The organism is Pseudomonas sp. DSV-1 (genome assembly GCF_035830915.1).
Classification (GTDB): Bacteria; Pseudomonadota; Gammaproteobacteria; order Pseudomonadales; family Pseudomonadaceae; genus Aquipseudomonas.
Window position 1 is genome coordinate 2477505 of sequence record NZ_JAYMYG010000001.1, and the last position, 26863, is coordinate 2504367.

Here is a 26863-nt window from a genome sequence, read left to right on the forward strand (position 1 = left end):
GACATGGGGGCCGGCACTGAAACCGCAGTCGCCATTCAGGCATTAATCAAAAGCCCCGTTGAGCACTTCGTAAATGAGCCCGGTTGCTAGTGCGACGAGTATCAAGTCGGTGCCCGCCTGCTGCCATTCGTATCCATCATAATGCGGCAGCCTGCCGATCAATCGACCATCTAGCTTTTTCGCGATACCTGGTGGAAGAGGCTTGCCGCGAGCGAGGTTTTTCTGAATGCCGGGTGGCAAAGCAGGGCCTGGACTCCAGTAGTCCCGATATCCGCCAACAATCCCAAGAATGCTTCCCCGATTGATACTTGGGCCGTGATTCCAATCGCCGCCCCCTGAGTTTTTGCCTTTGCTTCCCTGGCCGGCCTGATTGCCATGGACTTGGCTGTTTTGCTGGTTTCCCTTGCCGTTTCCCTGCCCCTTTCCATTACTAGGATCGGCCAATGCTTTTGCTGAGCCGCAGACCAGCGCAAGACATGTTAACGCGGCAACCAATGAGCGTGATCTGTGCATGAGTCGTTCCTTCAGGGGGGGGCGGGATATATCTGAACTTTAGACGCTATTCACGATGCGGGTTGCAAGGCCTGGAAGCCATGGCGGATTACCGCATAGAAATACTACTAACTAAAAGAAGGCCGTGCTGCGCATCAAGGATGGATTTCTGAAGCTGAAGGATGCTTCCAAGGAATCAGGAGGATCGGGCATCAGCGTGACTAATAGCGCTGGCAAGGTAAGCGTCTGGCATGGGTTCAAGACAATTTGAATCTGGCTTAAGAAGTTGTCCAGATGCTTTTGCCGGACGCTTAGTGCGCCAGTTAAAGCTGGCGGAGGATAGTCGATGAAAGTTCGATACTGGTAAGAAATGGCGAATCAACCAGACCCCGAGTCATGCATGTTGCACCGTGAGGTGCAAGGTGAAGCGTTGACAGGGGAAACCGATGGGCCAGCCATTGAGTCGCGTAATCAGGAATTCGGGATGCCGATGCTGTTAAGCGAAGCAGAAGGCAAGGCGCAGTGATATCGCCGTTACTGGCGAATATCTATCTTCACTACGTGCTGGATTCATGGGCAAGGCAGTGGCGCGAGCGCCACGCCCGTGGCGATGTAATCATTGTGCGTTACGCGGATGACAGCGTGGTGGGTTTCAGGACGCAATGGCGGGCTCAGCAGTTTCTGGTTCAGTTGCAGGAGCGCTTGGCCAGGTTCGGTTTATCCCTCAACGCCTCGAAGACACGGCTAATTGAATTTGGTCGTTTTGCTGCGAAAAATCGTAGAAAGCGAGGTTTAGGTAAACCGGAGACGTTTGATTTTCTGGGCTTCACACACTGCTGTAGTACCAACAGAAGTGGTGGGTTTCAAATACTGCGGCTGACGGTCAAGAAGCGAATGCGTGCGACGCTGCTGGCTGTTCGGGATGAGCTGAAGCGCCGACGTCACGAGCCTGTTCGAGTCGTGGGTCAGTGGCTTAACCGAGTTGTCACTGGGTACTTCAACTACCACGCGGTGCCGGGAAACCTGATACGTCTTGGTGGTTTTCGTCTGGCGGTATGCCGTCTATGGCGGCAAGCCCTCAAACGTCGCAGCCAGCGTCATCGGCTTCAATGGTCACGCTACGGACGCCTTGCCGACCTCTACATACCTAGACCTAGAAATGCACATCCTTACCCTGAGGATCGCTTCGCGTCACGTACCCAAGGCAGGAGCCGTATGCGGTAGTTCTGCACGTACGGATCTGGGCGGGGGCGGCAGGTAACTGCCGTCCCTACCGCGACCCGTTAGCGAGGCTTAATGCGTTCAAAAGCCACCTTTGAGCGACCTAGATCAAAAGTCGGCTGGAAAACAATAAAATGCATCTGGTTGGCTAATATCTGCACTTCTCAGAAGTGTAGTTCCCAACTGAGAGGTCGAGAGCTTACAAGAGGAAGCGTAGACGAGGGATGTATCCAAGAGGTGTTAGTCATCGCAAATCTCCCAATGCGAGACAACAGGTCGTAATCGACACTAGTTACAATGTATAATTTCGGCTCGCATCCACTTTGAGCTACAGGAACACTAGCATGACTGTACTCCAAACGATCTACTGGCAGCCTACGCCGCCTTAGCGCTACGCCCCCTCGCAACACCCTGCTTCCGCTAGCCTCGCTCGCGGGTGCGCACTGCTGTACGCCTGGTTCTACACCTTAAGCACACAGCAAAAAATCCTCAAAATTTGAATTTGCATCGGTTCGCTCGCCATCCCTTTGGCGTGCGCGATGCTTTGCCTTGGATATTTATATGCTGCAAAAACTTAGACAAACGTGGTTTTCCAATGTCCGTGGAGATGTGCTCGCGGGGATCGTGGTCGCACTTGCACTGATTCCCGAAGCAATCGCCTTTTCCATCATCGCCGGCGTTGACCCAAAGGTTGGGCTTTACGCCTCTTTCTGTATCTGTGCTGTTATCGCCTTTGTCGGTGGTCGTCCCGGCATGATCTCGGCGGCTACCGGCGCCATGGCACTGCTCATGGTTACTCTGGTTAAAGAGCACGGACTTCAGTATCTGCTTGCAGCCACGTTGCTCTGTGGGGTACTTCAAATTCTCGCGGGTTACCTCAAGCTAGGTTCACTGATGCGCTTTGTCTCTCGCTCTGTGGTCACGGGTTTTGTGAACGCCTTGGCGATTCTGATTTTTATGGCGCAGTTGCCGGAACTTACGAATGTCACTTGGCACGTCTATGCCATGACCGCAGCAGGCCTCGGGATCATCTACCTGTTCCCATACGTACCGAAGATCGGCAAGCTGATTCCGTCACCGTTGGTGTGCATCCTGACGCTGACTGCCGTCGCCATTTACCTCGGTTTGGATATCCGCACCGTCGGTGACATGGGCCAACTGCCGGATACGTTGCCGATTTTCCTTTGGCCCGAAGTGCCGCTGAACTTTGAAACCCTGCGCATCATTTTCCCGTACTCGGCTGCCTTGGCCGTAGTGGGTCTACTCGAGTCAATGATGACCGCGACCATCGTCGACGACCTTACCGATACCACCAGCAACAAAAACCGCGAGTGCAAAGGCCAGGGTGTGGCCAACATCGCTGCCGGCATGCTTGGCGGCATGGCAGGTTGCGCCATGATCGGCCAGTCGATCATCAACGTGAAATCTGGTGGTCGTACCCGTCTCTCAACATTGTGCGCCGGCGTTTTCCTGCTGCTGATGGTAGTGTTTCTTGGCGAATGGCTCTCCAAAATCCCTATGACGGCACTCGTAGCTGTGATGATTATGGTGTCCATCGGCACGTTTAGCTGGGATTCCTTGCGCAATCTGAAAAAGCATCCGCTGTCGACCAACCTCGTGATGGTGGCGACCGTTGTGGTCGTCGTGGCCACTCACAACCTAGCCTATGGCGTACTGGTAGGTGTGTTGCTGGCTTCGCTGTTCTTTGCCAATAAGGTTGGGCACTACCTGGATATCAAGAGCACTCTGGAAGAGACGGAATCGCATCGGACTTACCACGTTGTGGGCCAGGTGTTCTTTAGCTCTGCGGACAAGTTCGCTGAAGTCTTTGACTTCAAGGAAGCTCTCAACAAAGTCAGCATTGATCTCACACAGGCGCATTTCTGGGATATCACTGCCGTCGCAGCGCTGGATAAGGTCGTGATCAAGTTCCGTCGTGAAGGCGCTGAGGTTGAAGTGCTCGGTCTCAATGAAGCCAGCGCAACAATCGTTGACCGCTTCGGTGTGCATGACAAACCCGGTGCCATCGACAAGCTCATGAGCCACTAAGGAGAACGACAATGACCCACGTAATGGCATGCATTGATAACTCACAATCCTCATTGGCGGTCTGCGATTACGCAGCATGGGCCTCGCAACGACTCAGCGCTCCCCTGACCTTGCTTCATGTGCTGGATAAGGAGAAATATCCTGCATCCGCAGACCTCAGCGGCAATATCGGTCTCGGTAGCAGAGAACATCTAATGGAAGAGTTGGCCACGCTGGATGCGCAGCGTGCAAAACTGGCCTTGGAGCATGGGCAGCACATGCTTGAAAAAGCTCGCGAGCGGACAGTTATCTCTGGCGCCATGTCACCTGATCTGAAGCAGCGCCATGGCCATCTCGTCGAGAGCCTGAGCGATCTCCAAGACGATATTCGATTACTGGTGATTGGAAGAGTCGGTGAGGGCAGCACGCGCAGTGCCCAAAGTCTTGGCACCCAGATTGAAGCGGTAGTCCGAACTATCCACCGCCCCATCCTGATTACAACCAGCCATTTCAGGAAACCTGAAACGGTCATGGTGGCATTTGACGGCAGCGCTACAGGCCACAAGACCGTACAGATGATTGCTTCAAGCCCGCTGTGCGAAGGCCTGCCAATTCATATCGTCATGGTTGGTAAGGACTCTGAAGAAAATCAGAACGAGCTGGAGAAAGCACGAGCCACATTTACCTCTTCTGGCTCGTTGGTGCATGCCGAGATCCGCCCAGGCGAAGTGGAGTCGGTACTTCATGCGTATCAGGCAGAGCAAGGCATTGACCTCTTGGTCATGGGGGCGTACGGGCACTCTCGCATCAGGCAGTTTCTGGTAGGCAGCACGACCACGACGATGCTGCGAACATCCACTTTACCCGTATTGCTGCTTCGCTGAGCCAATTCCACTGGCCACAGTATTTCCAGAACTGCGGAAATGCCGTGGCCACCCTGGATGATAACTACTGATCTTGCCGTAACGAGACCACATGCAACTCATAACTGAAATTGTTCACCCCGAGCTGAAATCCAAACAGGGCAGAGTATTCCGTCGACATGCAGCACGCGGCATCGTGATGCGGGATGATCAGATCCTGTTGCTGTTCACCGAGCGCTATAACGACTTCAGCTTTCCTGGAGGCGGTCTTGATGGTGACGAGGACATTGTCACAGGCCTGAGGCGTGAGCTTGAGGAAGAGACTGGTGCCCGTGAAATACAGGTACTCCAGCACTACGGTTATATCGAGGAGTACCGGCCCTACTGGAAGCCACAGTACGATCTGATGCACATGACCTCGCATTTTTATCAATGCGAAGTCGCGCCCCAGCTAGCGCCCGTGAGAATGGAAAGCCACGAAATCGCTAATGGTATGCGGCCTGTCTGGATCAACCTGCATGAAGCCATAACGCATAATGAAGCCGTGATGCAGCGTCAGGAGTCATCGATGGGGCAGTCAATTCAGCGCGAAACGTTCATGCTGAAAAAAGTCGCGTCCGAGTTGATGCCGCCAATCAGCCTTTGAGGGGCTATCTCAGCAGCTTGTGGCGTAAAGCACGATGACCTCACTTCGCGAGACGATGTTCCAGCCACAGGATTTTTGTCTGGGAGAAACTCCGTGGCCGGCTCGCTTACGCTTATTTAGAGACCGTGGCGGCGACAATGGCGGGCCCAGCGCTGCGTCGCAAAATCAGGACTCCACCGATTGCAGCCAAGGTCGAACCGATCAACACACCGACTTTTACTTCGTCGATCAGGTGAGCTGATCCAGCAAACGCCAGGTTTCCGATGAACAGGCTCATGGTAAAGCCGATGCCACACAAGAGCGCAACGCCGTAAAGCTGTGCCCAATTGCTGCCTTCCGGCAGTTTGGCCAAGCCCATACGAATGGCCAGAGCAGCCAATAGGAAAATGCCAATCTGCTTGCCCACCAACAAGCCTAGCGCAACACCCAGCGGAACCGGATCGACTAGGTTTTCCATCGAAATACCGGCTAATGAAACACCCGCGTTGGCGAAGCCGAAAATCGGCACCACAGCGAATGCTACCCACATGTGCAGCTTCTCTTCTAGGAAGAGCAGTGGAGACCTGGCTTCCTCTTCTGGCTTGCCCATTGGGACACACAGTGCAACGGCAACACCCGCAAGAGTGGCATGCACCCCCGACTGCAGCACGAAGAACCACAGCACACCACCGACCAGCATATATGGGAATAATCGTCTGACGCCCAATCGATTCATTGCGATCAGAATGACCAGGGTTGCGAGCGATGCCAGCAACATCGGCATGGAAAGACCAGTGGTGTAGAAAAAGGCGATGATAACCACAGCACCCAGGTCGTCAATGATCGCCAAGGCAGCGAGGAAGACCTTCAGCGACGTAGGGACTCGCTTCCCCAGCAACGACAAGACGCCCAAGGCGAATGCGATGTCGGTAGCGGCTGGAATAGCCCACCCCTTCAACGTCTCAGAATTACCCCAGTTGATTGCGATGTAAATAAGCGCAGGCACAACCATGCCACCGACGGCACCAAATCCAGGCAAGGCGCGCTGTCCCCAAGTGGAGAGCCCTCCTGCCAGAACCTCTCTCTTGATCTCGAGTCCGACCATCAGGAAGAAGATCGCCATCAAGCCATCATTGACCCAATGCTCGACAGACATGCCCAACCAGACACTGTGCAAGGCTGCAAAATAACTTTGCGAGAGAGGCGAGTTGGCCACGATTAGTGCCGCGAGTGCTGCGCCCATCAGCACAAGACCGCCAGCGGACTCCGACGACAGGAAGCGAGCCAGAATCGCGGCTGCTCTAGGGGTTTCGGCTTTAGCTTGATGATTAGTCATCAACGTCCTTTGGATCACTTAAAAGGTAATATATTAACACTTGGCCCATACATGCGCGGCGGGGTTAAACAGCCTGAAACAGTTAATGCTGAAGGGCATAGTCAGCGAGCATTCCTCAACGCAAGCCTCTGAAATAGGGCTTACGTCCAAGCACCAATGCCGTCACTGACTCGATCCACCGTCTCCTTTTCGAATAACCCGATGAGTCGTCCCACTGCTTGATACCATCCAGCACATTTATATGAAGATTTAATGTCTGGAAGGCCTTTGCGTGAACGTTATCCATCGCTGGTTAAGTCAACCCCGTGCACGTCTCATCGCCTTGATCGGACTGGTTCTGATCATGCCTTTGTGCCTGCGTGCAGCTCTGGGTTGGTCGAATCCACTTGGCTATCTTTCAGATCTGGGAATTGCGAGCCTGCTCATCGTACTCTTGCATCGCTGTCCTTGGTGGTTAGCGCTACCGGTATTGCTGGCATGGGGGCTTATGACTCTGGCGACTGCCGAACTGGTCAGCGCGGTCGGTAGGCTTCCCAACTCATCAGACCTGCACTACCTGATCGACCCTCAGTTTTTGGAAAACTCTACCGGGGGTGGTTTCGCCCAGCCTTGGCTGGCCGCTACTCTGTTTCTTGGGCTGGTGATTTGGCTGGTCACGCAGTACCTAGGACGCTACGCTACGTCTCCGAGCTTGCCACGAAACGCGTGGGCAGCACCGCTACTGCTGTTGATCACCCATTGGGGTGCTCAGCACCTGTACCCCTCAGAAGAAGACCAGTGGCGCTTGTTCAACCTGCCACATCAGTTGATGGCCGCGAGCGTTGGCGATGTTCAGGCAAGCGCAGAAGAGTGGCTGGAGCGTGATGTTGTCGATCTCCCTCCGCAAATGGCGGGGCTTACTCAACTCGATCTGGACGGACAGAAATTGCTCGCGGCACCAGGGCGGGCGCGGAATGTGTTGATCATCGCGCTGGAAGGTATTCCTGGTGCCTACGTTGGCGTCAACCGCCAAGCCCTGCACAGCAGCTATCAAGAAAATCTCATGCCCAACCTCAGTCGCTGGGCAGAACGCGGAATGAATACGCCGGATTATGTACTGCATAGCCATCAAACCATTCGCGGCCTTTACGCTATGCTTTGCGGCGATTACGACAAACTGGACAACGGAACGCCCAAGGGGGTTGAGATGTTGACCCAGAACGAACGGAACAAGGCGTGCCTCCCAGCCCAACTGCACAAGAACGGATTCGCCACGCACTACCTTCAGGGTGCAGGCCTTAGATTCATGGCCAAAGACAAGATCATGCCGCACATTGGCTTCGATGCTACCCACGGCTTGGAATGGTTCACCAATAGCAACTATCTAGATTTTCCTTGGGGCAAAGACGACAAGGCGTTCTTCGAAGGGGCACTCGACTACGTCGGCCAGCTGAAAAAGCAGAAAAAACCATGGATGCTGACCCTGCTGACCGTTGGCACCCACCAACCCTATTCGGCCCCTCAGGACTATCTTGAGCGCTACGACACACCCAAGCAGGCTGCCGTCGGATATCTGGATGATGCCCTAGGGCAATTCCTCAACGGCCTGGAACGCCAAGGCATCTTGAAAAACACCTTGGTGGTGATCACCTCGGACGAATCTCACGGAATTGATGGAGTGCGCCTAGCTTCCTCTTGGGGTTTCAACCTGATTTTAGCGCCCGAGCAGGATCAGTTGCCCAAGGTAAAGTCTGGGGTCTACGGGCATGTCGATCTGAGTGCCTCAATACTCGACTATTTCGCCTTAACTGTCCCCTCAGCCTTGAGCGGTCGCTCGCTGTTTCGTGACTATGAAACAGGCCGCGAGATCATGTCGTTCACCAACGACAAGCTGCGTTATCACGATGGCCAAGGCACCTTGATCGAGTGTGACTTTCAACAGCGTTGCAGGAATTACAATAGCGCAGGGTTCATTGCCGACCACGCTACCCTTGCTGGACAGTACGGGGGCAAACGAACACGAGAAATCACATCAAAAGCCTCGGCGCTGGATCATTCGCTGATCCGGACACCGTTGAACCAGCACTACCAGTTCGGCAGTCCCACCATCATCCCGCTTCAGGCACAGATCAAGGATGACTGGGCTGACAACCTGATCGGTGCTCAGTATCTGGAAATGCCCAAGGGCTCACAAACACGCGTGCGCCTGACCGTGCGCTCTTTAGATCCACAGCAGAACGCCTACATCCTGCTGAAAGCCAAGGAGTTGGAGCAGGATGTGCCACTGGGGCTGCCAGCAGAAATGGTCGTCACTGCCGATCAGCCGCTGGAGATGGACTTCAGTTTCGATAATACGCAGCCGCGTAAAGCGTTCTCGTTCCACCTGCTTGGCTATGGGCTAGGTGCCGTTGAAGTGAGTGACTTCAGCGTTATTACCGAGCTGCTAGAAGCACCGGAGGCGCTGGAAGAGTCCCAGGTTGATAACGTAGCTAAATCAAGTTAGGGCGCTATGCATATCTGGGATTAAGTTGAAAGCATTAATATTCCGGGTTTAACAAGGCAACACAGGAATATTGCAAAAACTGCATGCCATATAGTGAATAAACAGAGTTTTCTTAAAAGCAGCAGTAGTATTTATGCCTCCCCGTTTTTGCTTCGCGCAGTGCTCGGCTGCATGCAATATTAGATAAAAATCTAGAAGATTAAACTTCTCATCAAAACATTTTGTCACATTAATTGCTGCTGATAGTTTGATCTACATCAGTAATTGCCAACCGGTTGATTGCGTTACATCTATAGTTCCTGTCAGCTAGAAGGAACTATAGGATGTAAGACCGAAAATAATGTTTTCAGCCTTATATTCCCACGCTCGCTCATGATCACCTCAGCCCGTCTCACTTGAGCTGTGTGCACAGGAGATACTCATTGATGAAGCAGGTGGTCGACGCATCAACGGGGCAAACACCAATCCCTCCGCATTCCTTGGCCTGGCACTCCCTACCTGCAGAGCAGGTGACAAACCTGCTTGAGGTCAATGAGCATGTCGGGCTGGAGGCCGCCGAAGTTCAAGCCCGGCTTGACCGCACTGGTTTCAATCGTTTGCCAGAAGCCGCACGGCGACCCGCGTGGCTGCGATTCATGCTGCAATTTCACAACATTCTGATTTATGTGCTTCTAGGATCCGCTGCGATTACCGCGATGCTGCAGCATCTGTGGGATACGGTGGTGATTCTGGCGGTGGTCATTGCAAACGCAATCATTGGCTACGTCCAGGAAGGCAAAGCGGAAAAAGCCATGGACGCTATCCGGCAGATGCTGGCACCGCACGCCGCCGTGATTCGCGCAGGCCAACGCTTAAGTATTGTGGGCGAGGAGCTAGTACCGGGCGATATCGTATTGCTGGAGGCGGGAGACAAAGTCCCTGCTGATTTACGCCTGCTGCACGCGAACAGACTACAGATTCAAGAAGCCATTCTTACAGGTGAATCCGTACCAGTAGAGAAACATACCCAGCCAGTGGGCCTCGAATCAGCCTTGGGTGATCGTACTTGCATGGCGTTCAGCGGCACACTCGTGACTTGCGGGCAAGCAACAGGGGTTGTCGTTGCTACCGCAGCAGCTGCTGAAATCGGACGCATCAGCACTCTACTTGCAGGTGTAGAAACGCTGACCACGCCGCTGGTGCAGCAAATGAACGTGTTTGCCCGTTGGCTGACGATCTTGATCTTGTTAGTCGGGGGCCTTTTGCTCGTGTTTGGCCATTATGTTGGGCACTACGAGTTCACCGAGATCTTCATGGTAGTGGTTGGTATGTCGGTAGCGGCGATACCTGAAGGGCTGCCCGCCGTCCTTACCATTACGCTAGCTGTCGGCGTTCGGGCAATGGCTAGCCGCAACGCCATCGTGCGTCGCTTGCCTGCCATCGAGACGCTCGGCTCGGTATCCGTCATCTGTACTGACAAGACCGGGACACTCACCCGCAACGAAATGATGGTGGCATCGGTCGTGACGAACGATCTCATCTTCACGGTTGATGGTGCAGGTTATCAGCCAGCGGGAAGCATCAATCTTGCCGATCAGTTAATCGACATATCGTCTCACCCCGCGCTCTCAGAATTGGGGCGAGCAGCAGGTCTTTGCAACGATGCCTCGCTGCGCCTGCATGAGGATGTATGGACGGTGGAGGGTGATCCGATGGAGGGGGCCTTGCTGGCGTTTTCCGGAAAAGCTGGAATCGATAGCGATGAAGATCATCGTACCTGGCCACGAACCGATGCCATTCCGTTTGACGCGAAACACCGCTTCATGGCGACCCTGCATCACAATCATGATCGACATGCCTCTATCTATGTGAAGGGCGCGCCAGAGCAAATACTGGCCATGAGTACGCAGCAGCTCGTAAACGCCGGCGGGACTGAACCGCTCAATGCGCACTACTGGCACGAACAGGCAAACGCCATTGCTACAAAGGGGCAGCGTGTATTGGCGTTTGCCGCTAGATCAGTTCAGCCAGAGCACACCGTGTTGGAGTTTGGGGACGTGCAAGGGAAGCTAACCTTGTTGGGTATGGTCGGGCTAATTGATCCGCCGAGACCCGAGACGATAGAGGCCGTTCAACAATGCCAGGCGGCGGGCATTGTCGTAAAAATGATCACTGGCGATCATGGCGGCACCGCCGCCGCAATCGGTCGGCAGATTGGCTTGCAAAATCCCGACAATGTGCTGACCGGTATAGACCTGGACTCTATGAACGATGCCGCCCTCAAGGAGGCGGTAAAGGAAGTCAATATCTTTGCTCGTACCAGCCCTGAACATAAGCTCAGGTTGGTCATGCTGCTGCAGTCGAATGGCATGACAGTGGCAATGACGGGCGATGGCGTTAATGACGCACCAGCGCTAAAGCGTGCCGATGCTGGCATCGCTATGGGGGGGAAAGGTAGTGACGCCGCCAAGGAAGCTGCCGACCTGGTGCTGGCTGATGACAACTTCGCGTCCATCGTTGCTGCAGTGCGCGAGGGGCGTACAGTCTACGACAATATTAAGAAAGTCCTGAGCTGGACGCTTCCCACAAGCGCGGGTGAAGCCATGACCATCATCGTGGCCCTGCTCCTCGGCCTTACACTGCCGGTCACGGCGATACAGATTCTGTGGATTAATCTTATTACCGCAGTAACGCTCGGCATTGCATTGGCGTTCGAGCCTACCGAAGAAAACACAATGCGCAGACCGCCCCGTTCCCGCAAGGAGCCACTCATAAGCGGTGCGTTGGTTTGGCATATGGTGCTTGTTTCTATTCTGTTCCTCTGTGGTGTTTACGGCATTTTTTCGTATGCGCTCGACCGTGGCTACTCCGTGGAGTTGGCCCGAACCATCGCGGTGAATACGCTAGTCGTGATGGAGATTTTCCATCTGTTCTTTATTCGTAATCTCTACAGCACATCGCTCACCTGGAAGGGCATTCGTGGCACCAAGGTCGTGTGGATGACCGTCGCAGTGGTTACCTTGGCCCAGTTCGCCATCACCTACGCGCCACCTCTGCAAAAGGTGTTTGCCACAGAAGCGATCCCCTTCCTTGATGGCCTACTTATCATCGGGGTCGGTGTTGCGCTCTTTGCGATCATCGAGATTGAAAAACAGATTCGAATCCGCCTGTCCGAGTAGAACTGATTGCAAGCTGGCAATCCCCTAACGACAAGCATCTTCATGCCACTGAAAGAGGATTTAGAAAATGCATAAAATACTTGTAGCTGTCGATGGCTCCGAGCACTCGGAGCGCGCAGTGCGTTACCTTATTGGGCTAATCCAAGATGGCGGATTACTGGGCGGTAGGGTTGAGGTACATCTGGTGAATGTACAGCCACTGTTACCAACTCGAATTGCACACGACATGAGAGCGGATGAGATTGATCGTTACTACGGTGATAAAAGTGCTGAGAGCTCACAAAAAGCTGGGGTGCTTCTGAAGCAGGAAGGGGTTGCATTTACACTTCACACCTTACAAGGCGATGCAGCAAGCCAAATCGTGGCGTGCTCACACTCTTTAGGATGTAACAACATCATCCTAGGCTCACATGGCAACGGCTTTCTTGCAGGGATTTTTCTGGGCTCTGTCGCGGCAAAGGTGATTCAACTCTCAGATATACCAATCACCTTAGTCAAATAGGAAATCGTCAAATGCATGATAGCGCGACCCCATAAGTGGGTTATCAAAGGCCGATATTCTGGAATGACTTTGATTGAGTTGAGTCATGCGCAGCATAGCCATCCACTTTTCTATGCGTGTGGTTCCCTCGACATTTGATGTCCCGAGCGACTGAGAGGCAAATCACTTGCCCCTCAGTTCTGACTCCCGGCTGATGCTTTCAATTTGGAGTGAAACCTACTTGGGAATATACGCAGCTACCGACTTGCGAATCTCTTCCCGCGCCTCATCCGCGCTCCCCCAACGCCCCATCTTCACCCACTTACCCGGCTCCAATGCTTTGTAGTTTTCAAAGAAGTGCTGGGTCTGTGCGAGGAGTAGCGCAGGGAGGTCTGAGCACTCCTTTACGTCGTTGTACATCGAACTGAGTTTTTCATGAGGCACAGCGATCACCTTGGCATCCGCTCCGGCTTCGTCAGTCATGTACATCACACCCACCGGGCGACTGCGGATTACAACTCCAGGTGAGACGGGATAAGGGCAAACCACCAGGACGTCAAGAGGATCTCCGTCATCGCTCAACGTATTTGGAATGAACCCGTAGTTGGCCGGATAGAACATCGGTGTGCTTAGGAAGCGGTCAACGAAGATCTGTCTGCTCTGCTTGTCGACCTCGTACTTGATCGGCGAGTGGTTTGCAGGGATCTCAATAACTGTGAAGAAGTCATCGGGGATCGCGTTACCAGCAGGAATGTCCGCGTAGCTCATGTTCATACCTCCGATGTTGTAGAAGTGGTTGCGTCGGACGGATCTCTCCCAAGTGGGCTCATTTCTTTTGGCAAATCGACTATCCATTCGCCTAACATCATTCCCTGATAGCGACGGTTTTGTTGAGTAAAGAAAACGACCATAAAGCCTTTCATGTCTATCTCCTCAGCGAGTACCAATCACTTGGTATGAAAGAAGCCCTGCAGCGGTCATCGCCAACGAACCAACCAGGTGCAACGAAATTGAGCCAAGCGCCCAGAGCAGTTTTCCCTCCTGAATCAAGGTGACTGTTTCGGCTGAAAATGTAGAAAAAGTGGTAAGACCACCACAAAATCCGGTGATGATCAGGAGGCGCCATTCAGGGCCGAGCGAAGGCGATGCAGCCAAGAAGGCGATGGTCAGCCCTATGAGATAACCCCCGACCATGTTCGCGACTACAGTCCCGGGAGGAATCGTAGGAAATAGAGCGTTCAGCTTTATACCCAAAAGCCAGCGTAACCAAGCACCAACTGAGGCGCCGATGGCAATGACGATCAATGATTTCAGCATGGCGAGCACTCCTTACCAAACCTGGAGGGCCAAGCATGCAGAGGGACAGCGCTGTAAGATGGGCGAAGCACGAATAGTAAGATCATATCCTGTCCTAAATTAGGGACAGGGAGGCACACCTACGCACCCTGTCCAGGGTTCACGTAGGCATCATCAGCACAAGGCGGTTACAGGAGGAATGCCATCTCCTGATAAGATCCTATAGCATCCGCGCTACTGACATCAATAACCTCCTCTACAGATCAAGATACCTTTGGCTGATGCTTGCTTTCAAAGTACACCGCTGAGCCACCATCCAAGCATTCCACTGCCCAAGACGACTACCCATGGGGGAACCCTCCAAAACATTAGGGCGACAAGGGCTATCAGCGCCAAACCGAAGTCTTGAGGTTTCAAAATTGCACTCGTCCAGACTGGGTTATATAAGGCCGCCAAGAGTAGCCCTACTACTCCCGCATTAATTCCTGCAAGGGCCGATTGGGTGCGAAAACTATGTCGTAGTTGCTCCCAGAATGGCAGCACGCCGATTACGAGTAGGAATGAAGGTGCGAAGATAGCGACCAGGCATACCGTAGCTCCGATCCAACCAGAGGGTTGGGCGTTCATGGACGCTCCGAGAAATGCTGCGAAGGTAAAGAGCGGGCCCGGTACGGCCTGTGCTAAGCCATACCCAGCAATGAATGTGTCGTTGGTTACCCATCCGTTGAATACGGTCGCAGACTGAAGTAACGGTAGTACAACATGCCCCCCTCCAAAAACTAATGACCCTGCTCGGAAAAAGGCATTCGTCATAGCTAGTGCTTCAGAGGGCCAAACCTGGATCAAAAATGGTAGGCCTACCAATAAGCCAAAGAACACCACCAACGATACCAGACCTACTTTTCGGCTAACTGATATTGGAAGGGACTCAGCAGTATGCTGTTGAGCAGGCTTGAAAAGCATCAGACCGATGACAGCACTGCAGATAATCACGGCGATCTGCCCCCAGGCATTTGGCCAGATGAGTGCTGCGCAAGCTGCAAACACAGCGATGGTTACCCTGGGCACATCAGTACAAATATTGCGCGCCATTCCCCAGACGGCTTGAGCAACAACAGCAACCGCGACGATCTTAAGTCCGTGCAAAAGACCGCTTGGGAATGCATTTCCCCACGCGGACATCCCTTGCGCAAACAAAACGAGGATTATTGCCGATGGCAGTGTAAACCCAGCCCACGCGGCAACTGCTCCAGAGAAACCAGCACGCGATAGCCCCAAACCTATGCCTACCTGGCTACTGGCAGGCCCTGGCAGAAACTGGCACAGGGCGACCAAATCGATATAACTGCGCTCACTGAGCCATTGGCGCCGAACAACAAACTCTTCGCGGAAGTAACCTAGGTGTGCAATTGGCCCTCCGAAGGAGATGAATCCCAAGCGCAAGAACACCAGAAAAACCGTCCACGGGGTATGGGCTGTAATCATCTTGGTACTACTTTCAGCTGACAAGATTCATGCTCCCAAAAATAGCTGCTGTACTGACCAATTAACACTGTGGCTACGCTCTACAATCCGGCGTTTTTCAAGGTACTTGTCGCGTCAACCATCCAACTATGCCGCTCTTTTCTCGGCCTGCTGCTCCCGATCCGGGTTCAGCATCACCGTCCCTATTGGCTCCCAGTTACGCGTCTGACCTGACCAGCGTTCCGGGCTTTTCTTCCGAGCTCGTTCGTACAGGTCATGCCGCCGAGCCAGGATCTGATGATCCAACCCACGATGGCGCTCTGACGGCGTGACGAAGCGGATCCGGCTATGCCGATGCTCGTTGTTATACCAGCGCATAAAATCCCTCACCCAGACCCGTGCGGCATCCAGGCTGGCGAAGCCTGCCTGCGGCCATTGCGGGCAATATTTCAGCGTTCTAAACAGTGACTCCGAGTACGGATTGTCATTGCTCACTCGCGGCCGACCACGGGACGGCGTAATGCCCAGGTCGTACATCTTGCTCAACAGCGTCAGCGATTTCATCGGTGCTCCATTGTCCGAGTGCAGCACCAGCGGCTCGTATAAACACTGCTCGCCGATCACGCTGCGCTGCAGCAGCGCAGCGGCTTTTTCGCCGCTTTCTTCTTCGTAAACTTCCCAGCCCACGGCCTTGCGGCTGTAAATATCCTCGATCAAATACAGGTAGTAATACTTGCCCCGTATCGGCGACGGCAAGTACGTGATGTCCCACGACCACACCTGGTTGGGCGCTTGCGCAGCGTGCGTTGTCGGTGCTGCGTAGCGCCGGGGACGCTGGCTACGGCCTCGATGCTGTTGCTGGCCCGCCGCTCGCAAGATGCGATAAAACGTGGCCTCCGACGCCAGATAACGTGCTTCGTCAGCCAGACGCGGAACGATCTGGCTCGGAGGCAGATGGGCGTATGCCGGGCTGTTGCACAGCGTCACGATGGCTTGCCGCTCGATCTCGCTCAAGGCATTACGCGGCGTAGGCCGCACGGTGGTCGTGCGGGCATCGGCTTGAAGCACCTGCGTTTCGGTCCACCGTTGCAAGGTTCTGAGCGACAGCCCTACCTCTCGGCATGCCAGGACTTTTCGGGCTCCGGCCACCACTGCTTCGACCAGCCAAGCTACGAGCAACTGCCGTTCCGGCAAAGAGGTCAGTTGTCCTCGCTGTCGATCCCCCAGTAATCGTTGAGCTTTTTTCGCAGCACCAACAGCGCGGCGGTTTCGGCCAGCGCCTTGTCTTTGCGGCGCAGTTCACGCTCAAGTTCCTGGATGCGTTTCTTGTCTTTACGCGCTTGTTCGCGGTCGTCTTTTTGCTGGGACTTTTCAGACTTTTGGCCGCTGATAAATGACTGTCGCCAGGTGGCGATCTGTTCGGGATAAAGTCCTTTGCGGCGGCAATATTCTCCCAGGTCGATTTCGGCCAAACCGGCGGCTTCAAGGACAATGGCGAACTTGGTTTCGGCTGACCAGTTCTGGGATGACGGCTTGGTTTCGGACACTACATTCCCTTCGGATCTGAACTGTTTGCGCCAGTTGGACAAAGACATTTCGCTGACCCCTTCGCGCCGGGAAACCTCGGCCATCGTCAGGCTCAGCGGGGGAAGCAGCATCTTGAGCAATGCGGCTCTACGTTCAGATGAATAATACGGCACGACCAGTCTCTTTCCGCCCCCGATATGCTTTTTCAGGAAAAATCGGAGAGGCGACAACTATCCTGACACCGGGGGAATCCAATATGCCTGTTTTAGGAGGCGCTTACATCGATTTACACACACACCGACGACTTTGGGCAGGGGCAGGGCGATGGTTACCTTAGTCAGCAGGTCAATCCGCAAGAAGCCGTTGAAGTAGCCCGAGGCGTGACTGGACATTCAGTGGATTTAAAAGGCCTGCTTGGGCTGGGCCCGGTGTCCGATCTACATACCCATGTCCCGACGGGCATGATTTTCAGTATCTCGCTAGTGAGATACTCGGCGTGAGCGGAGTAAGTCGCGATTCGCCCTTGCTCAACCGACCTATAAAGCACAGCCGCGTCTGCAGCTGCTGGGTAAATCTCAGAATACTCAGCACATCATCCTGAATAACCCCTAGTTTCATAGACACATCCATGCCACAAAGATGTTGACCTCAATACTTCGCTTTTGACAGGGAACGAATAAAATTAGAGTGTGAGCCCAGACTCCACAGTGCGCGTCTTCGTGATCGTTACTCATGGATCTTATACCTAAACGATTGGCGGAAAACTCCAAAGTTGGTGTATTGTTATGGGACTAACTACGTAGAGATTAAACATGTCCAAACTTGCTGAATTTCGCCAACTCGAAAAACACCTTGCCGAACAACTCGAGGCTCTCGAAACACTGAAAGGCGATGCTGGCCTCAAAAAGGAAATAGAGTTTGAGTCGAAGCTGCGCGCTCTGCTTGCTGAATACGGTTACAGCCTGTCTAACATCATCAACTTGTTGGATCCTCAGACTGGCCGCAGCACTCCAGTAGTGAAATCCAAAGCTGGCACTCGTAAACCACGTCAGGTGAAGGTCTACAAAAATCCGTACACTGGCGAGGTCATCGAAACCAAAGGTGGGAATCACAAAGGTCTGAAGGAGTGGAAGGCAGAACACGGCTCAGATACCGTTGAGTCCTGGCTGACCAAGTGATTTTGGTTTGAGTACAAAAGGGCCCTTCGAGGGCCCTTTTTTGTATGTTATTTGAGATAGGTGGTTGATCTTCTCGGCGGAGAATTCAAGCATCTCCAGAGGCTCTTGAGTAACTCCTATCTGACGCTGAAATCTGTGCGTTTCTGGCCATAGAAGCTTAGTGTTAGCCAACTCCCCCAGATTACGACCCATCCTGACCGCCCCTGCTGAGTATCAAAACAATAACCTGATAAACAAGGACGGTTTTCCCCGTCGTATTAGCGACATCGACTTTAAAAACAGCCCCCCCCCCAGTTCATAGTTCCGTGCGTGGATGAGTGGTTGTATTGCTTAAGCTGAGAGCTAGAGAATATCCCTAGGCACGACCGGAGCCACAAGCGTTTAATCGCACCGACGGGGCTAGTTGGCAAAGAGACCGACAACACCTTTGCCGATACTAGTCAGTTCGACAGGATCACCCAGCGCATCAATGGTGACCAGAATGGAGTGGCCGATCGGCAAGCGTTGTATGCCCAAGCGCTCAAGGTGTTGGCGTGATGGCGGATACGGTGCTGGGTGCTGCTGATCATCCTTGCCCTGATGGTGGGCAGCGCGTGAACTGCATGGCCGTGGCAGGCCACGCCTACGATGAGCAATTGGTCGCCAAGGAAGCTGCCCACCAAACCAAGTTCACCCTTCTGGCCAATGCCAGCCCCACGCGGGTTCTGGCAGAGCAGGGCAAGTTCCTTACGCTGGAGCAATCGCTGGCAGCCAGTGACCGATCCTATTGCCGAACTCTGACCGATGCAAAAACCAAACAATCACGCCTGGGTGATCGCTTGCTACTGCCGACCTGCGGCTTTAAGTCCAACTTGACGGAGCTACGAATGGTTCGTGACGCAGTGCAACCTACCACCGGTGCCGGCGGCATGGCTTATGGTGCCCTTAGAAACCAACTTGTTTCAGCGCATGCCCAACGAATTATCGGAGTCTACGGCGACGGCGATTAGGGACTAATCGCGTTGCAAGCCTGCAAAGGCTACGCGAGAGAAGTCTCTGGTAAGAAGTTAAAAGAGCTGAGGTTTTAGAAATTTTTTTCCCAAAGCTTGCTAGGATAGCTTGGCTAAAATCTCGTTTTACCATAGGAACAGCGGGGATATTGATAATTACACGTTTTATGACGTGAATCTCAAAAGGGGAATCTTATGGTTGGAAAGCCTACGGATGATAGTCCAAATGTAGTGGTCTAATGAAACCGGACACCCTTTTAGGCGAGAATACTCGCCAGATCGAGGTGTCAGATGACCAAACAACGCCGTACCTTTTCCGCTGAATTCAAACGCGAGGCTGCCGACCTCGTGCTCAAGCAAAACTACAGCTTCATCGAAGCCAGTCGTTCACTGAGTGTTGGTGAGTCGGCGCTGCGCCGCTGGGTCGACCAGCTTCAGCAAGAGCGCACCGGCGTCACGCCCCAGAGCAAGGCCCTGACACCAGAGCAGCAAAAAATCCAGGAGTTGGAAGCTCGGATTGCTCGCCTCGAGCGCGAGAAATCAATATTAAAAAAGGCTACCGCGCTCTTGATGTCGGAAGATCTCGAGCGTACGCGCTGATCAATCAGCTAAGCGTCCATGAGCCTGTTGACTGCTTGTGCGAGGCGTTTGAGGTCGCTCGTTCGGGGTACTACGCGCATCGTCTAAGGCGGCGAACACCAGATGTTGAGCGGCTCAGGCTGCGTAGCCGAGTGAGCGAGTTGTTCACCCAGGGCCGAAGTGCTCCCGGCAGTCGAAGCATCACGTTGATGATGCAAGAAGAAGGTGAGCAAATTGGACGGTTTAAGGTACGCAGGCTGATGCGTGAGCTGGAGTTGGTCAGCAAGCAGCCAGGATCACACGCCTATAAAAAGGCGACAGTCGATCGGCCGGATATCCCAAATATATTGAACCGAGAATTTGATGTCGAAGCGCCCAACCAGGTCTGGTGCGGCGACATCACCTACATCTGGGCACAGGGGAAATGGCACTACCTTGCGGTTGTCATGGATCTTTACGCTCGCCGAGTGGTGGGCTGGGCGTTATCAGAAAAGCCGGATGCAGACTTGGTGATCAAGGCGTTGGATGTGGCTTACGAGCAGCGTGGCAAGCCGCAAGGCCTGCTATTTCACTCAGACCAGGGATCCCAATATGGCAGCCGCAACTTTCGCCAGCGGCTGTGGCGTTATCGCATGCGTCAGAGTATGAGCCGCCGAGGAAACTGCTGGGATAATGCGCCGATGGAGCGGGTTTTTCGCAGCTTGAAAACAGAGTGGATACCAACCACTGGCTACATGACCGGCCACCAGGCTCAGAGAGATATTAGCCAGTACCTGATGCATCACTACAACTGGATCCGACCTCATCAATTTAACGATGGATTGGCCCCAGCGAAAACGGAAGAAAAACTCAAAACCGTGTCCGGGATGAGTTGACCACTACAAAACACACCTTCTCAACCCAGTGAAGGCATTCCTGCTCCTACTGGAGCGGCCAATCTTATCGATACTGACTATGTCATTGGTCAAGACAACATCAAGGGAGAGTTTTCGTTCTCACTCGATATCCACGGTAAAGTTTTCATCATTTCAGCAGCCACCATTTTACTATTCGTGATTTTGACGTTGGCATTGCAGAATGAAGTAGAACCCCTTTTTAGCTCCATTCGAAACTGGCTAACCAGCCATCTAGCCTGGCTCTTCATGAGCATTGCGAACGTTTTTGTCTTGCTATGCATTGCACTTATTTTCTCTCCGCTGGGCAAGGTTCGTTTGGGCGGCAGAGATGCCAAACCAGACCATAGTTACGTCGGTTGGTTTTCAATGCTTTTTGCTGCGGGGATGGGCATTGGGTTGATGTTTTATGGGGTAGCCGAACCCATGTCGCATTACGCTGCTTCCATGGGAGGTGTGACAGTCGATGCGAGCGGTTTACGCACGGATTGGGCGCCCCTAGGAGGTGCCGAAGGTGATATGAAGGCATCTGCTGACTTGGCGATGGCGGCTACCATCTTTCACTGGGGACTCCATCCTTGGGCTATATACGCGATTGTGGCGCTGTCTTTAGCATTGTTTTCTTATAACAAAGGCTTGCCGCTTTCAATACGCTCAATTTTTTATCCACTATTGGGTGAGCGTGTCTGGGGATGGCCGGGACATATCATCGATATACTAGCGGTATTTGCCACGCTATTTGGTTTGGCGACCTCTTTAGGGATTGGCGCAGAACAGGCTGCTGCAGGTATTGAATATCTCTTCGGAATTAAATCGACGAATCTGAGCAAGGTTGTACTGATCGTTGGGATCACCATAATCGCTCTTTGGTCAGTCCTTTCCGGCTTGGACAAGGGCGTCAAAATGCTTTCCCAGATCAATATGGGGCTTGCGCTGCTCTTGTTGGTGTTCGTAATCATTGTGGGGCCGACCCTGGCTATTTTCACTGGATTCTTTAAAAATCTGGTGACTTATGTTGAATATTTGCCTGCGCTCTCAAACCCATTTGGACGTACTGATATCGAGTTCACTCAAGGCTGGACTGCCTTCTACTGGGCTTGGTGGATCAGTTGGTCACCATTTGTAGGCATGTTTATCGCTCGCGTCAGTCGTGGTCGAACTGTCAGAGAGTTTCTGATCTCTGTTCTACTTGTGCCTTCAGTAGTTTCTGTATTATGGATGACTACGTTTGGCGGTACGGCAATTGACCAAGTGACCACTCAAAGCCTTATGGGAGTCAAGGACGCGGTCTTAGAGCTGAAGTTGTTCGCCATGCTGGGAGAGCTCCCCCTCAAGGAGATCAGCTCATTCCTAGGTATTATTCTGGTCATAGTGTTCTTTATTACTTCCTCTGACTCCGGCTCATTGGTGATCGATACCATCACAGCTGGAGGCAAGGTTGACGCGCCTGTTCCTCAACGGGTGTTCTGGGCGGTAATCGAAGGCGTGATTGCGATTGCTCTGCTATTGGGGGGCGGTCTGGTGGCACTGCAGGCAATGGCAGTATCCACGGGGTTGCCTTTCGCAATAGTTCTAATGATAGGGTGTATCTCTCTAGTGAAAGGACTAATGTCTGAGCCTCGCTAGTCAGTATGAGCTAGGCTATAGGTAAGATTGACCTCAAGCTTCAAGGTGTAACATATCTATCTGCTTGCACCTTGAAGCTATTAACTTGGTTCAATTCCATAACTCACCGACAGGTGTGAGTGGCGAGTAGTGAGTTGCTATCTGCGCCTGCAACAACTCGGCAGTCGCGAGAGCATCGGTTAATGCATGATGTGCGTGATAAGCCGGCAGGTTCAACCTAGAGCGACTGTCTGCCAGCCGTATGGACTGTTGCTTGCGTCCAATCAGTCGGCCGAACCAGCTAATTTTTTGCCTATGGAAGTGTGCCTCTAACTGCATCGTATCGATGACTGGAAACTTAAGGCCTTCACCTAAATACCTACGCACTGCCTGATCCAAGAAGGCGCGCTCAATATTCCGGTAATGGACGACAATCACTCTGCCCGCCATGGCTTCAAGCAAAGGATCAAGCACCTGCGCAAACACGGGGGCATCTAAAATTTCGGCATGGGTTATGTGATGAAAGGTCACTGACTTTTCATTCAGTTCGGACGATGGTTTTATCACCCAGTAAAGTGAATTCCCGCAACAAATACGATTCAGCGTGAACGGCATAACACCAATACTCACCATGCTGTGGGACTGTGAGTCAAGGCCGGTAGTCTCTACGTCCATGGCCAGCAGTTGAACGCTCTCAATGGGTGCCAGCGCTGAAACCGCGCCAGCTTGATAGAACTTTCGTAATAGAGGATTAACCGAAATCTTCGCCAATGTCTCGAACTCGGCAGACCAGTCCAGCACTCTATTTTTAGGCTGCTTTTTTAGGTTTTTCATCGCTAAAAGCGGCCCTTTGAAGGATATCGGAATCGCAAGAAATTTTGGCCATTGCTCAACACCTGAAACGCTTCTTTGAGGTTATGTCGTTCACTGCTAGAAAAGCGCTCGGGCTCAATGTAGTTATTGAGTGATGCCCCCTGTTCAAGTGCGTCCGCCTGGTGTCGAATACGCACCATCGACAGGAACTCTAGTGCGTACCGAAGTTGCTTTAATGCTTCTGGAGGAATGACTTTACTGCGGGCTATAGCATCCATGCGATCAAATGAGTTCTGAGCGGTACTGCCACATGCTAGCGCATGAATCCGGATAAGGTCGGTCAGCGGTGCCGTGCCACGCCCTTTAAGGTTGATGATCCTTTTTTGCTGTCCGTCAGTCTCAACGACAAAAGTACGGAAGAATCCTAATGGCGGCGTTCGATTAAGGGCAATACGAGCCATTGCGCTTAGAAATACAGGGTGTGTACTGGCTTTTCGAGCGCACAGGTCTTTAAGCTCTTGTACCAACTCAAGCTTGCCAAAAACCCCATCCAGATCGAAAAAAATACAGCTATTAAGCAACGTAGTTGGATTAGGTTTTTCGATCCACTGATCGAAGTAACTTCGCCATACCTTCAAAGGCTGTCGCCACTGCTCGTTGGTCGCCATGACCCCGCCCTTGCAGTAGCTGTAACCGCACGCGGCCAGTCCATCGCTAACAAACGTTGCCAGGGCTCGGAAGTAAGAGTCGTGTTGGATCGGATCGAAGCTGTCGTCGAGTACTAACGCGTTGTCCTGGTCGGTCACTAACAACTGCTCATCACGCGCCATTGATCCCAAAACCATAAAGCAGTAAAGCACTGGAGGCGGGCCTAACTTTTTCTCGGCCAGCTCAAGCAAACGCTGGGTAAAGGCACGGCCAATACCTGAAATCGCGCTTCCGATCATGTGCGCAGTAGCCCCGTCACGCACCATGCGGATATAGGTTCCTCGCAGGTCACGCAAAAGTGATCTCAGACCTTCAACTGAGGTCTGGTTAGAGATTCTGTTAACCAAGTACAAACTGCTATGCGATTCGTACCTGATGATATCCGACAGGTTTATAAGGCCAATTGGATTACCATCGTGCACAACCGGCAAGTGATGAATATTGCGGCGCAACATCACAAGCATGGCTTCAAACACTGAATCATCGGAGCCAATTACAACCGGATCGACTGTCATAATGTCGCTGGCACGAGTTTCGTCAGCGTTTAGGCCCACTGCAACAAATCGCGTGCGAAGGTCTCTATCTGTGACGATCCCTTCTATTTCAGCCGTCTTTAAACCTGCTGGAGACATGACTAGAACGCAGGATACACTTTGCTCAGTCATGATTTTTGCAGCGCCGCCGACAGAGATATCTGACGTGACCCACACCAAGGGACGTGAGATAAGGGCGCGACATTTGAGCTGAATAAGCTCACTAGCACGCCCCTGAGCTTCAACAGCAGTTTTGAGTCTCGAGTTTCCCTCTGCTTCAACGAAGTCAGCGAAAGCATCATGTTGCGCACAAAGGTCAGCGAAAACGTCGGCAGGGATGTAATAGATCAGGCTATCTTCCAACGCTCGGGCGGGAAAGCGTACCTTGTTGCTACGTAACAGACCTGCCTGACCGAATAGGTCACCTTCGACGAGACGGTCATAGAGCTCACCATTACGCCGGTAAATCTCCACCGCACCACTACGAACATAATGCAGATCCTGAATGGTCGCACCAGCTTCAAGAATGTCACTGCCGGCTTTGAAATAACTCACTTCAATTCGCCGAGCGATGGCGTCTACCGACTCCTTTGGCAGGGCATCAAAAGGAGCGAAACGATAGAGGTGGTCGCTAATCTCCTGTAACTCAATCTGCATGAAACCTCGTGATGCTGGAAAAATAAAAGTCGCGAGCGCCATAGTTGGCGAATGGGAATAGTCTTTCTGTATCGGCCACCACATCACATCCGGTGACTAGGATCAAGCTTCGTGGCTGACTTACGTTATGCGTTGTAACCACTTTGAGTAACTGCGTACGGTAATTTTTGCGATACCCAGAGGATCAATATTAATCGCCCCGGGTTTCTGAGGTATTCAGCAATCACTATTCGCCTAGAGATGCCCCTCCTGAAATGCGGCAACCAGCCAAAAGCGGACTGATCGAGCCTTGCCTCATCTTGTGTCCTTTTGAGGCTTCGATATCTCTAGGAGAGCCCGGGCGGATTCAGGGGCTGAAATCCTACACGGGTCTCGACAGGGTCTTTGATCGCCTTTAGGGGGAGCTCAGAATCTCAGGTGACACCTTTGAAATCCATGTCTTTTACCAGCACTTATATGCAGGAGATGCAAAATGAGCATTGATTGGATCAACTTCACGCCTTGGACTTCATTAGCTGGAGGCGCCTTGATAGGGCTGGCTGCTAGCTTGTTTGTTCTCGCGAATGGACGCATCGCCGGCATCAGTGGACTGCTTGGAAGCGTGCTGCGATTCGATAGTGAGGGTTGGAGTGAGAAGGCGTTATTTCTTCTTGGTCTACTGATTTCTCCGTTGTTGTGGGGAGCGTTTACCGTAATGCCAGAGATCGAGATTAAGGCAGGGTGGCCGACGCTGATCATTGCGGGCTTGCTTGTCGGAGTGGGTACTCGTTACGGATCTGGTTGTACAAGCGGCCATGGCGTTTGCGGGATCTCTCGACTCTCAGCACGATCCATCACGGCAACGATGTGCTTTATGTTTGCTGGCTTTGCAACGGTGTACGTCATCCGTCATGTGGTGGGAGCATGAAAATGATCAAGTTGACCGCCTTTTTTGCAGGACTGATCTTCGGCCTTGGTCTTCTCCTGGCAGGCATGGCGAATCCCGCCAAAGTATTAGCTTTTCTTGATTTGGCCGGGGCCTGGGATCCATCACTCGCACTGGTGATGGGTGGGGCCATCGCGGTGGCGATTATTCCCTTGAATTGGGCGCGCAAAAACAAACAATCCTTGTTGGGTGCCCCGATGCAGTTTCCAATGAAAAGGGAGTTGGATTCCCGCTTGATTGGCGGCAGCCTGTTGTTCGGTATAGGTTGGGGTCTTGCGGGGATCTGCCCTGGGCCAGCGTTAACAATTCTGCTTACAGGGCACGGCCAAATCATCATATTCGTATTGGCCATGTTGGCCGGAATGTACTTGTTTAACCTATTAGAACGTAGCGCACGACCCGATTAGGCTGAAACCGTGGACACGATACTGGGAGCACAGTCAGACTCTCAAACCTGCTGACCAGATCGATAACACGTATTTCCGGCCAATGAATATTTGATGTCCGGGCTGAACGATTCACAAGTCTTCATTTTCGCTGAGCGATTCTTGCTGGCCTGGAACCGAATAAAACTTTCGCTGATGGCGTTTAGCTTTTGATTGAACGATCCGGACTATGCTGCAAATTCCAATACCCAACTCGACCCTCGCGCAGAATCTGACAGCCAAAGCTGACCGATTGAAAAACCAAACAAGCACGCCTTCGTGACCGCTTTGCTGCTGATCTGCGGCTGTCAGTCCCACTCGATGTCACCGCCACAACCGGTTGTGACTGACCACAACTGCGGCGTGGTTTATTGCGCCCATAGAGCCCAACTTGACCGAGCTCATGCTAGACGAATCGTCGGCGACCATGGGCTGATCGCCCTGAAAACCTACCCAGGAAGTATCGGCAAGTAAAAAAAGGAGTGATGGAATCAACATGTTTTGGAGGTGCTGTCTTTAGATTCTGAACCAGTTAGTTGATCGAACCAAACAAAGCGCTATAAGGAGCTTGCCCCTTTAGCCTCA

The 26863-nt window shown here is 52.8% G+C and carries 23 protein-coding genes and 1 riboswitch; of the genes, 14 read left to right on the plus strand and 9 right to left on the minus strand.

What is annotated here, in order from left to right; genetic code table 11:
• Positions 1-42: 42 nt before the first annotated feature.
• Positions 43-513, minus strand: coding sequence for an anti-virulence regulator CigR family protein (locus tag VSQ83_RS11625; protein WP_326426813.1), 471 nt, complete (start codon positions 511-513; stop codon positions 43-45).
• 349 nt (positions 514-862) lie between these two features.
• On the opposite strand from VSQ83_RS11625, the gene VSQ83_RS11630 reads away from it, so the two are divergent.
• From VSQ83_RS11630 to VSQ83_RS11650, 5 genes are all read left to right on the plus strand, one after another.
• Positions 863-1018 (plus strand): hypothetical protein, encoded by a 156-nt coding sequence (locus tag VSQ83_RS11630; protein ID WP_326426815.1) that lies wholly within the window; start codon positions 863-865, stop codon positions 1016-1018.
• A 35-nt stretch (positions 1019-1053) separates the two neighbouring features.
• Positions 1054-1716: a reverse transcriptase domain-containing protein gene (locus VSQ83_RS11635; protein WP_326427708.1), complete on the plus strand. Its 663-nt coding sequence runs from the start codon at positions 1054-1056 to the stop codon at positions 1714-1716.
• A gap of 558 nt (positions 1717-2274) precedes the next feature.
• The gene (locus VSQ83_RS11640; RefSeq protein ID WP_326426817.1) at positions 2275-3762 is read left to right on the plus strand and encodes a SulP family inorganic anion transporter; all 1488 of its coding nucleotides are present in this window, start codon (positions 2275-2277) and stop codon (positions 3760-3762) included.
• Positions 3763-3773: 11 nt separating this feature from the next.
• Positions 3774-4625, plus strand: a complete 852-nt coding sequence (locus VSQ83_RS11645; protein WP_326426819.1) for a universal stress protein — start codon at positions 3774-3776, stop codon at positions 4623-4625.
• 91 nt (positions 4626-4716) lie between these two features.
• Positions 4717-5250: an NUDIX hydrolase gene (locus tag VSQ83_RS11650; RefSeq protein WP_095019792.1), complete on the plus strand. Its 534-nt coding sequence runs from the start codon at positions 4717-4719 to the stop codon at positions 5248-5250.
• Positions 5251-5362: 112 nt separating this feature from the next.
• Here the strand turns inward: VSQ83_RS11650 and nhaA are convergent, their stop codons facing one another.
• The gene (nhaA, locus tag VSQ83_RS11655; protein WP_095019791.1) at positions 5363-6565 is read right to left on the minus strand and encodes a Na+/H+ antiporter NhaA; all 1203 of its coding nucleotides are present in this window, start codon (positions 6563-6565) and stop codon (positions 5363-5365) included.
• A 271-nt stretch (positions 6566-6836) separates the two neighbouring features.
• Here nhaA and VSQ83_RS11660 point away from each other — a divergent pair, with 271 nt between their 5' ends.
• From VSQ83_RS11660 to VSQ83_RS11670, 3 genes are all read left to right on the plus strand, one after another.
• Positions 6837-9047 (plus strand): LTA synthase family protein, encoded by a 2211-nt coding sequence (locus VSQ83_RS11660; protein ID WP_326426822.1) that lies wholly within the window; start codon positions 6837-6839, stop codon positions 9045-9047.
• 425 nt (positions 9048-9472) lie between these two features.
• Positions 9473-12205, plus strand: coding sequence for a cation-transporting P-type ATPase (locus tag VSQ83_RS11665; protein WP_326426824.1), 2733 nt, complete (start codon positions 9473-9475; stop codon positions 12203-12205).
• A gap of 67 nt (positions 12206-12272) precedes the next feature.
• Positions 12273-12707, plus strand: a complete 435-nt coding sequence (locus tag VSQ83_RS11670; protein ID WP_326426826.1) for a universal stress protein — start codon at positions 12273-12275, stop codon at positions 12705-12707.
• Between the two features lie 216 nt (positions 12708-12923).
• Here the strand turns inward: VSQ83_RS11670 and ppa are convergent, their stop codons facing one another.
• The 5 genes from ppa to VSQ83_RS11695 form a co-directional block, all read right to left on the minus strand.
• Complete coding sequence (gene ppa, locus VSQ83_RS11675) at positions 12924-13454, minus strand: inorganic diphosphatase (protein WP_326426828.1); 531 nt, start codon at positions 13452-13454, stop codon at positions 12924-12926.
• Positions 13455-13456: 2 nt separating this feature from the next.
• Positions 13457-13609 (minus strand): hypothetical protein, encoded by a 153-nt coding sequence (locus VSQ83_RS26760; RefSeq protein ID WP_442800258.1) that lies wholly within the window; start codon positions 13607-13609, stop codon positions 13457-13459.
• Positions 13610-13619: 10 nt separating this feature from the next.
• A complete protein-coding gene (gene crcB, locus VSQ83_RS11685; protein WP_326426830.1) occupies positions 13620-14003 on the minus strand; it encodes a fluoride efflux transporter CrcB in 384 nt (127 codons plus the stop codon).
• Between the two features lie 137 nt (positions 14004-14140).
• Positions 14141-14201: riboswitch (Fluoride riboswitch) on the minus strand.
• 72 nt (positions 14202-14273) lie between these two features.
• Positions 14274-15467 (minus strand): chromate efflux transporter, encoded by a 1194-nt coding sequence (chrA, locus tag VSQ83_RS11690; protein ID WP_326427709.1) that lies wholly within the window; start codon positions 15465-15467, stop codon positions 14274-14276.
• A gap of 126 nt (positions 15468-15593) precedes the next feature.
• Positions 15594-17146 (minus strand): IS3 family transposase gene (locus VSQ83_RS11695; protein WP_326397640.1). Its coding sequence is split into 2 segments (ribosomal slippage): positions 15594-16684 and positions 16684-17146, totalling 1554 coding nucleotides; the frame shifts between segments, so codons are not numbered across the junction.
• Between the two features lie 639 nt (positions 17147-17785).
• On the opposite strand from VSQ83_RS11695, the gene VSQ83_RS11700 reads away from it, so the two are divergent.
• The 4 genes from VSQ83_RS11700 (at position 17786) to VSQ83_RS11720 (ending at position 22238) form a co-directional block, all read left to right on the plus strand.
• On the plus strand, positions 17786-18151 hold the full coding sequence (locus tag VSQ83_RS11700; protein WP_095019784.1) for a histone-like nucleoid-structuring protein, MvaT/MvaU family: 366 nt from the start codon (positions 17786-17788) through the stop codon (positions 18149-18151).
• Positions 18152-18687: 536 nt separating this feature from the next.
• Positions 18688-19140, plus strand: coding sequence for a lysis protein (locus VSQ83_RS11710; RefSeq protein WP_301462148.1), 453 nt, complete (start codon positions 18688-18690; stop codon positions 19138-19140).
• A gap of 291 nt (positions 19141-19431) precedes the next feature.
• Positions 19432-20594, plus strand: a protein-coding gene (locus VSQ83_RS11715) for an IS3 family transposase (protein ID WP_326425205.1) whose coding sequence is annotated in 2 segments (ribosomal slippage) — positions 19432-19687 and positions 19687-20594 — 1164 coding nt in all. Because the reading frame shifts where the segments join, the coding sequence is not laid out codon by codon here.
• 36 nt (positions 20595-20630) lie between these two features.
• Positions 20631-22238, plus strand: a complete 1608-nt coding sequence (locus tag VSQ83_RS11720; RefSeq protein WP_326427710.1) for a BCCT family transporter — start codon at positions 20631-20633, stop codon at positions 22236-22238.
• A 90-nt stretch (positions 22239-22328) separates the two neighbouring features.
• Here the strand turns inward: VSQ83_RS11720 and VSQ83_RS11725 are convergent, their stop codons facing one another.
• Together VSQ83_RS11725 and VSQ83_RS11730 are read right to left on the minus strand one after the other, a co-directional pair.
• The gene (locus VSQ83_RS11725; protein ID WP_301462151.1) at positions 22329-23051 is read right to left on the minus strand and encodes a 3'-5' exonuclease; all 723 of its coding nucleotides are present in this window, start codon (positions 23049-23051) and stop codon (positions 22329-22331) included.
• Positions 23052-23053: 2 nt separating this feature from the next.
• The gene (locus VSQ83_RS11730; protein WP_301462152.1) at positions 23054-24928 is read right to left on the minus strand and encodes a DUF294 nucleotidyltransferase-like domain-containing protein; all 1875 of its coding nucleotides are present in this window, start codon (positions 24926-24928) and stop codon (positions 23054-23056) included.
• A gap of 472 nt (positions 24929-25400) precedes the next feature.
• Between VSQ83_RS11730 and VSQ83_RS11735 the strand changes: the two genes are divergently transcribed.
• On the plus strand, positions 25401-25835 hold the full coding sequence (locus VSQ83_RS11735) for a YeeE/YedE family protein (RefSeq protein WP_019822702.1): 435 nt from the start codon (positions 25401-25403) through the stop codon (positions 25833-25835).
• Positions 25836-25837: 2 nt separating this feature from the next.
• Positions 25838-26260 (plus strand): DUF6691 family protein, encoded by a 423-nt coding sequence (locus VSQ83_RS11740; protein ID WP_037031739.1) that lies wholly within the window; start codon positions 25838-25840, stop codon positions 26258-26260.
• Positions 26261-26863 lie beyond the last annotated feature (603 nt).

Coding starts and splice junctions, on each gene's coding strand:
- VSQ83_RS11625 (WP_326426813.1), bottom strand. CDS start 513: ATGCACAGATCACGCTCATTGGTTGCCGCGTTAACATGTCTTGCGCTG.
- VSQ83_RS11630 (WP_326426815.1), top strand. CDS start 863: ATGGCGAATCAACCAGACCCCGAGTCATGCATGTTGCACCGTGAGGTG.
- VSQ83_RS11640 (WP_326426817.1), top strand. CDS start 2,275: ATGCTGCAAAAACTTAGACAAACGTGGTTTTCCAATGTCCGTGGAGAT.
- VSQ83_RS11645 (WP_326426819.1), top strand. CDS start 3,774: ATGACCCACGTAATGGCATGCATTGATAACTCACAATCCTCATTGGCG.
- VSQ83_RS11650 (WP_095019792.1), top strand. CDS start 4,717: ATGCAACTCATAACTGAAATTGTTCACCCCGAGCTGAAATCCAAACAG.
- nhaA (WP_095019791.1), bottom strand. CDS start 6,565: ATGACTAATCATCAAGCTAAAGCCGAAACCCCTAGAGCAGCCGCGATT.
- VSQ83_RS11665 (WP_326426824.1), top strand. CDS start 9,473: ATGAAGCAGGTGGTCGACGCATCAACGGGGCAAACACCAATCCCTCCG.
- VSQ83_RS11670 (WP_326426826.1), top strand. CDS start 12,273: ATGCATAAAATACTTGTAGCTGTCGATGGCTCCGAGCACTCGGAGCGC.
- ppa (WP_326426828.1), bottom strand. CDS start 13,454: ATGAGCTACGCGGACATTCCTGCTGGTAACGCGATCCCCGATGACTTC.
- VSQ83_RS26760 (WP_442800258.1), bottom strand. CDS start 13,609: ATGAAAGGCTTTATGGTCGTTTTCTTTACTCAACAAAACCGTCGCTAT.
- crcB (WP_326426830.1), bottom strand. CDS start 14,003: ATGCTGAAATCATTGATCGTCATTGCCATCGGCGCCTCAGTTGGTGCT.
- chrA (WP_326427709.1), bottom strand. CDS start 15,467: ATGATTACAGCCCATACCCCGTGGACGGTTTTTCTGGTGTTCTTGCGC.
- VSQ83_RS11700 (WP_095019784.1), top strand. CDS start 17,786: ATGTCCAAACTTGCTGAATTTCGCCAACTCGAAAAACACCTTGCCGAA.
- VSQ83_RS11710 (WP_301462148.1), top strand. CDS start 18,688: ATGGCGGATACGGTGCTGGGTGCTGCTGATCATCCTTGCCCTGATGGT.
- VSQ83_RS11725 (WP_301462151.1), bottom strand. CDS start 23,051: ATGAAAAACCTAAAAAAGCAGCCTAAAAATAGAGTGCTGGACTGGTCT.
- VSQ83_RS11730 (WP_301462152.1), bottom strand. CDS start 24,928: ATGCAGATTGAGTTACAGGAGATTAGCGACCACCTCTATCGTTTCGCT.
- VSQ83_RS11735 (WP_019822702.1), top strand. CDS start 25,401: ATGAGCATTGATTGGATCAACTTCACGCCTTGGACTTCATTAGCTGGA.
- VSQ83_RS11740 (WP_037031739.1), top strand. CDS start 25,838: ATGATCAAGTTGACCGCCTTTTTTGCAGGACTGATCTTCGGCCTTGGT.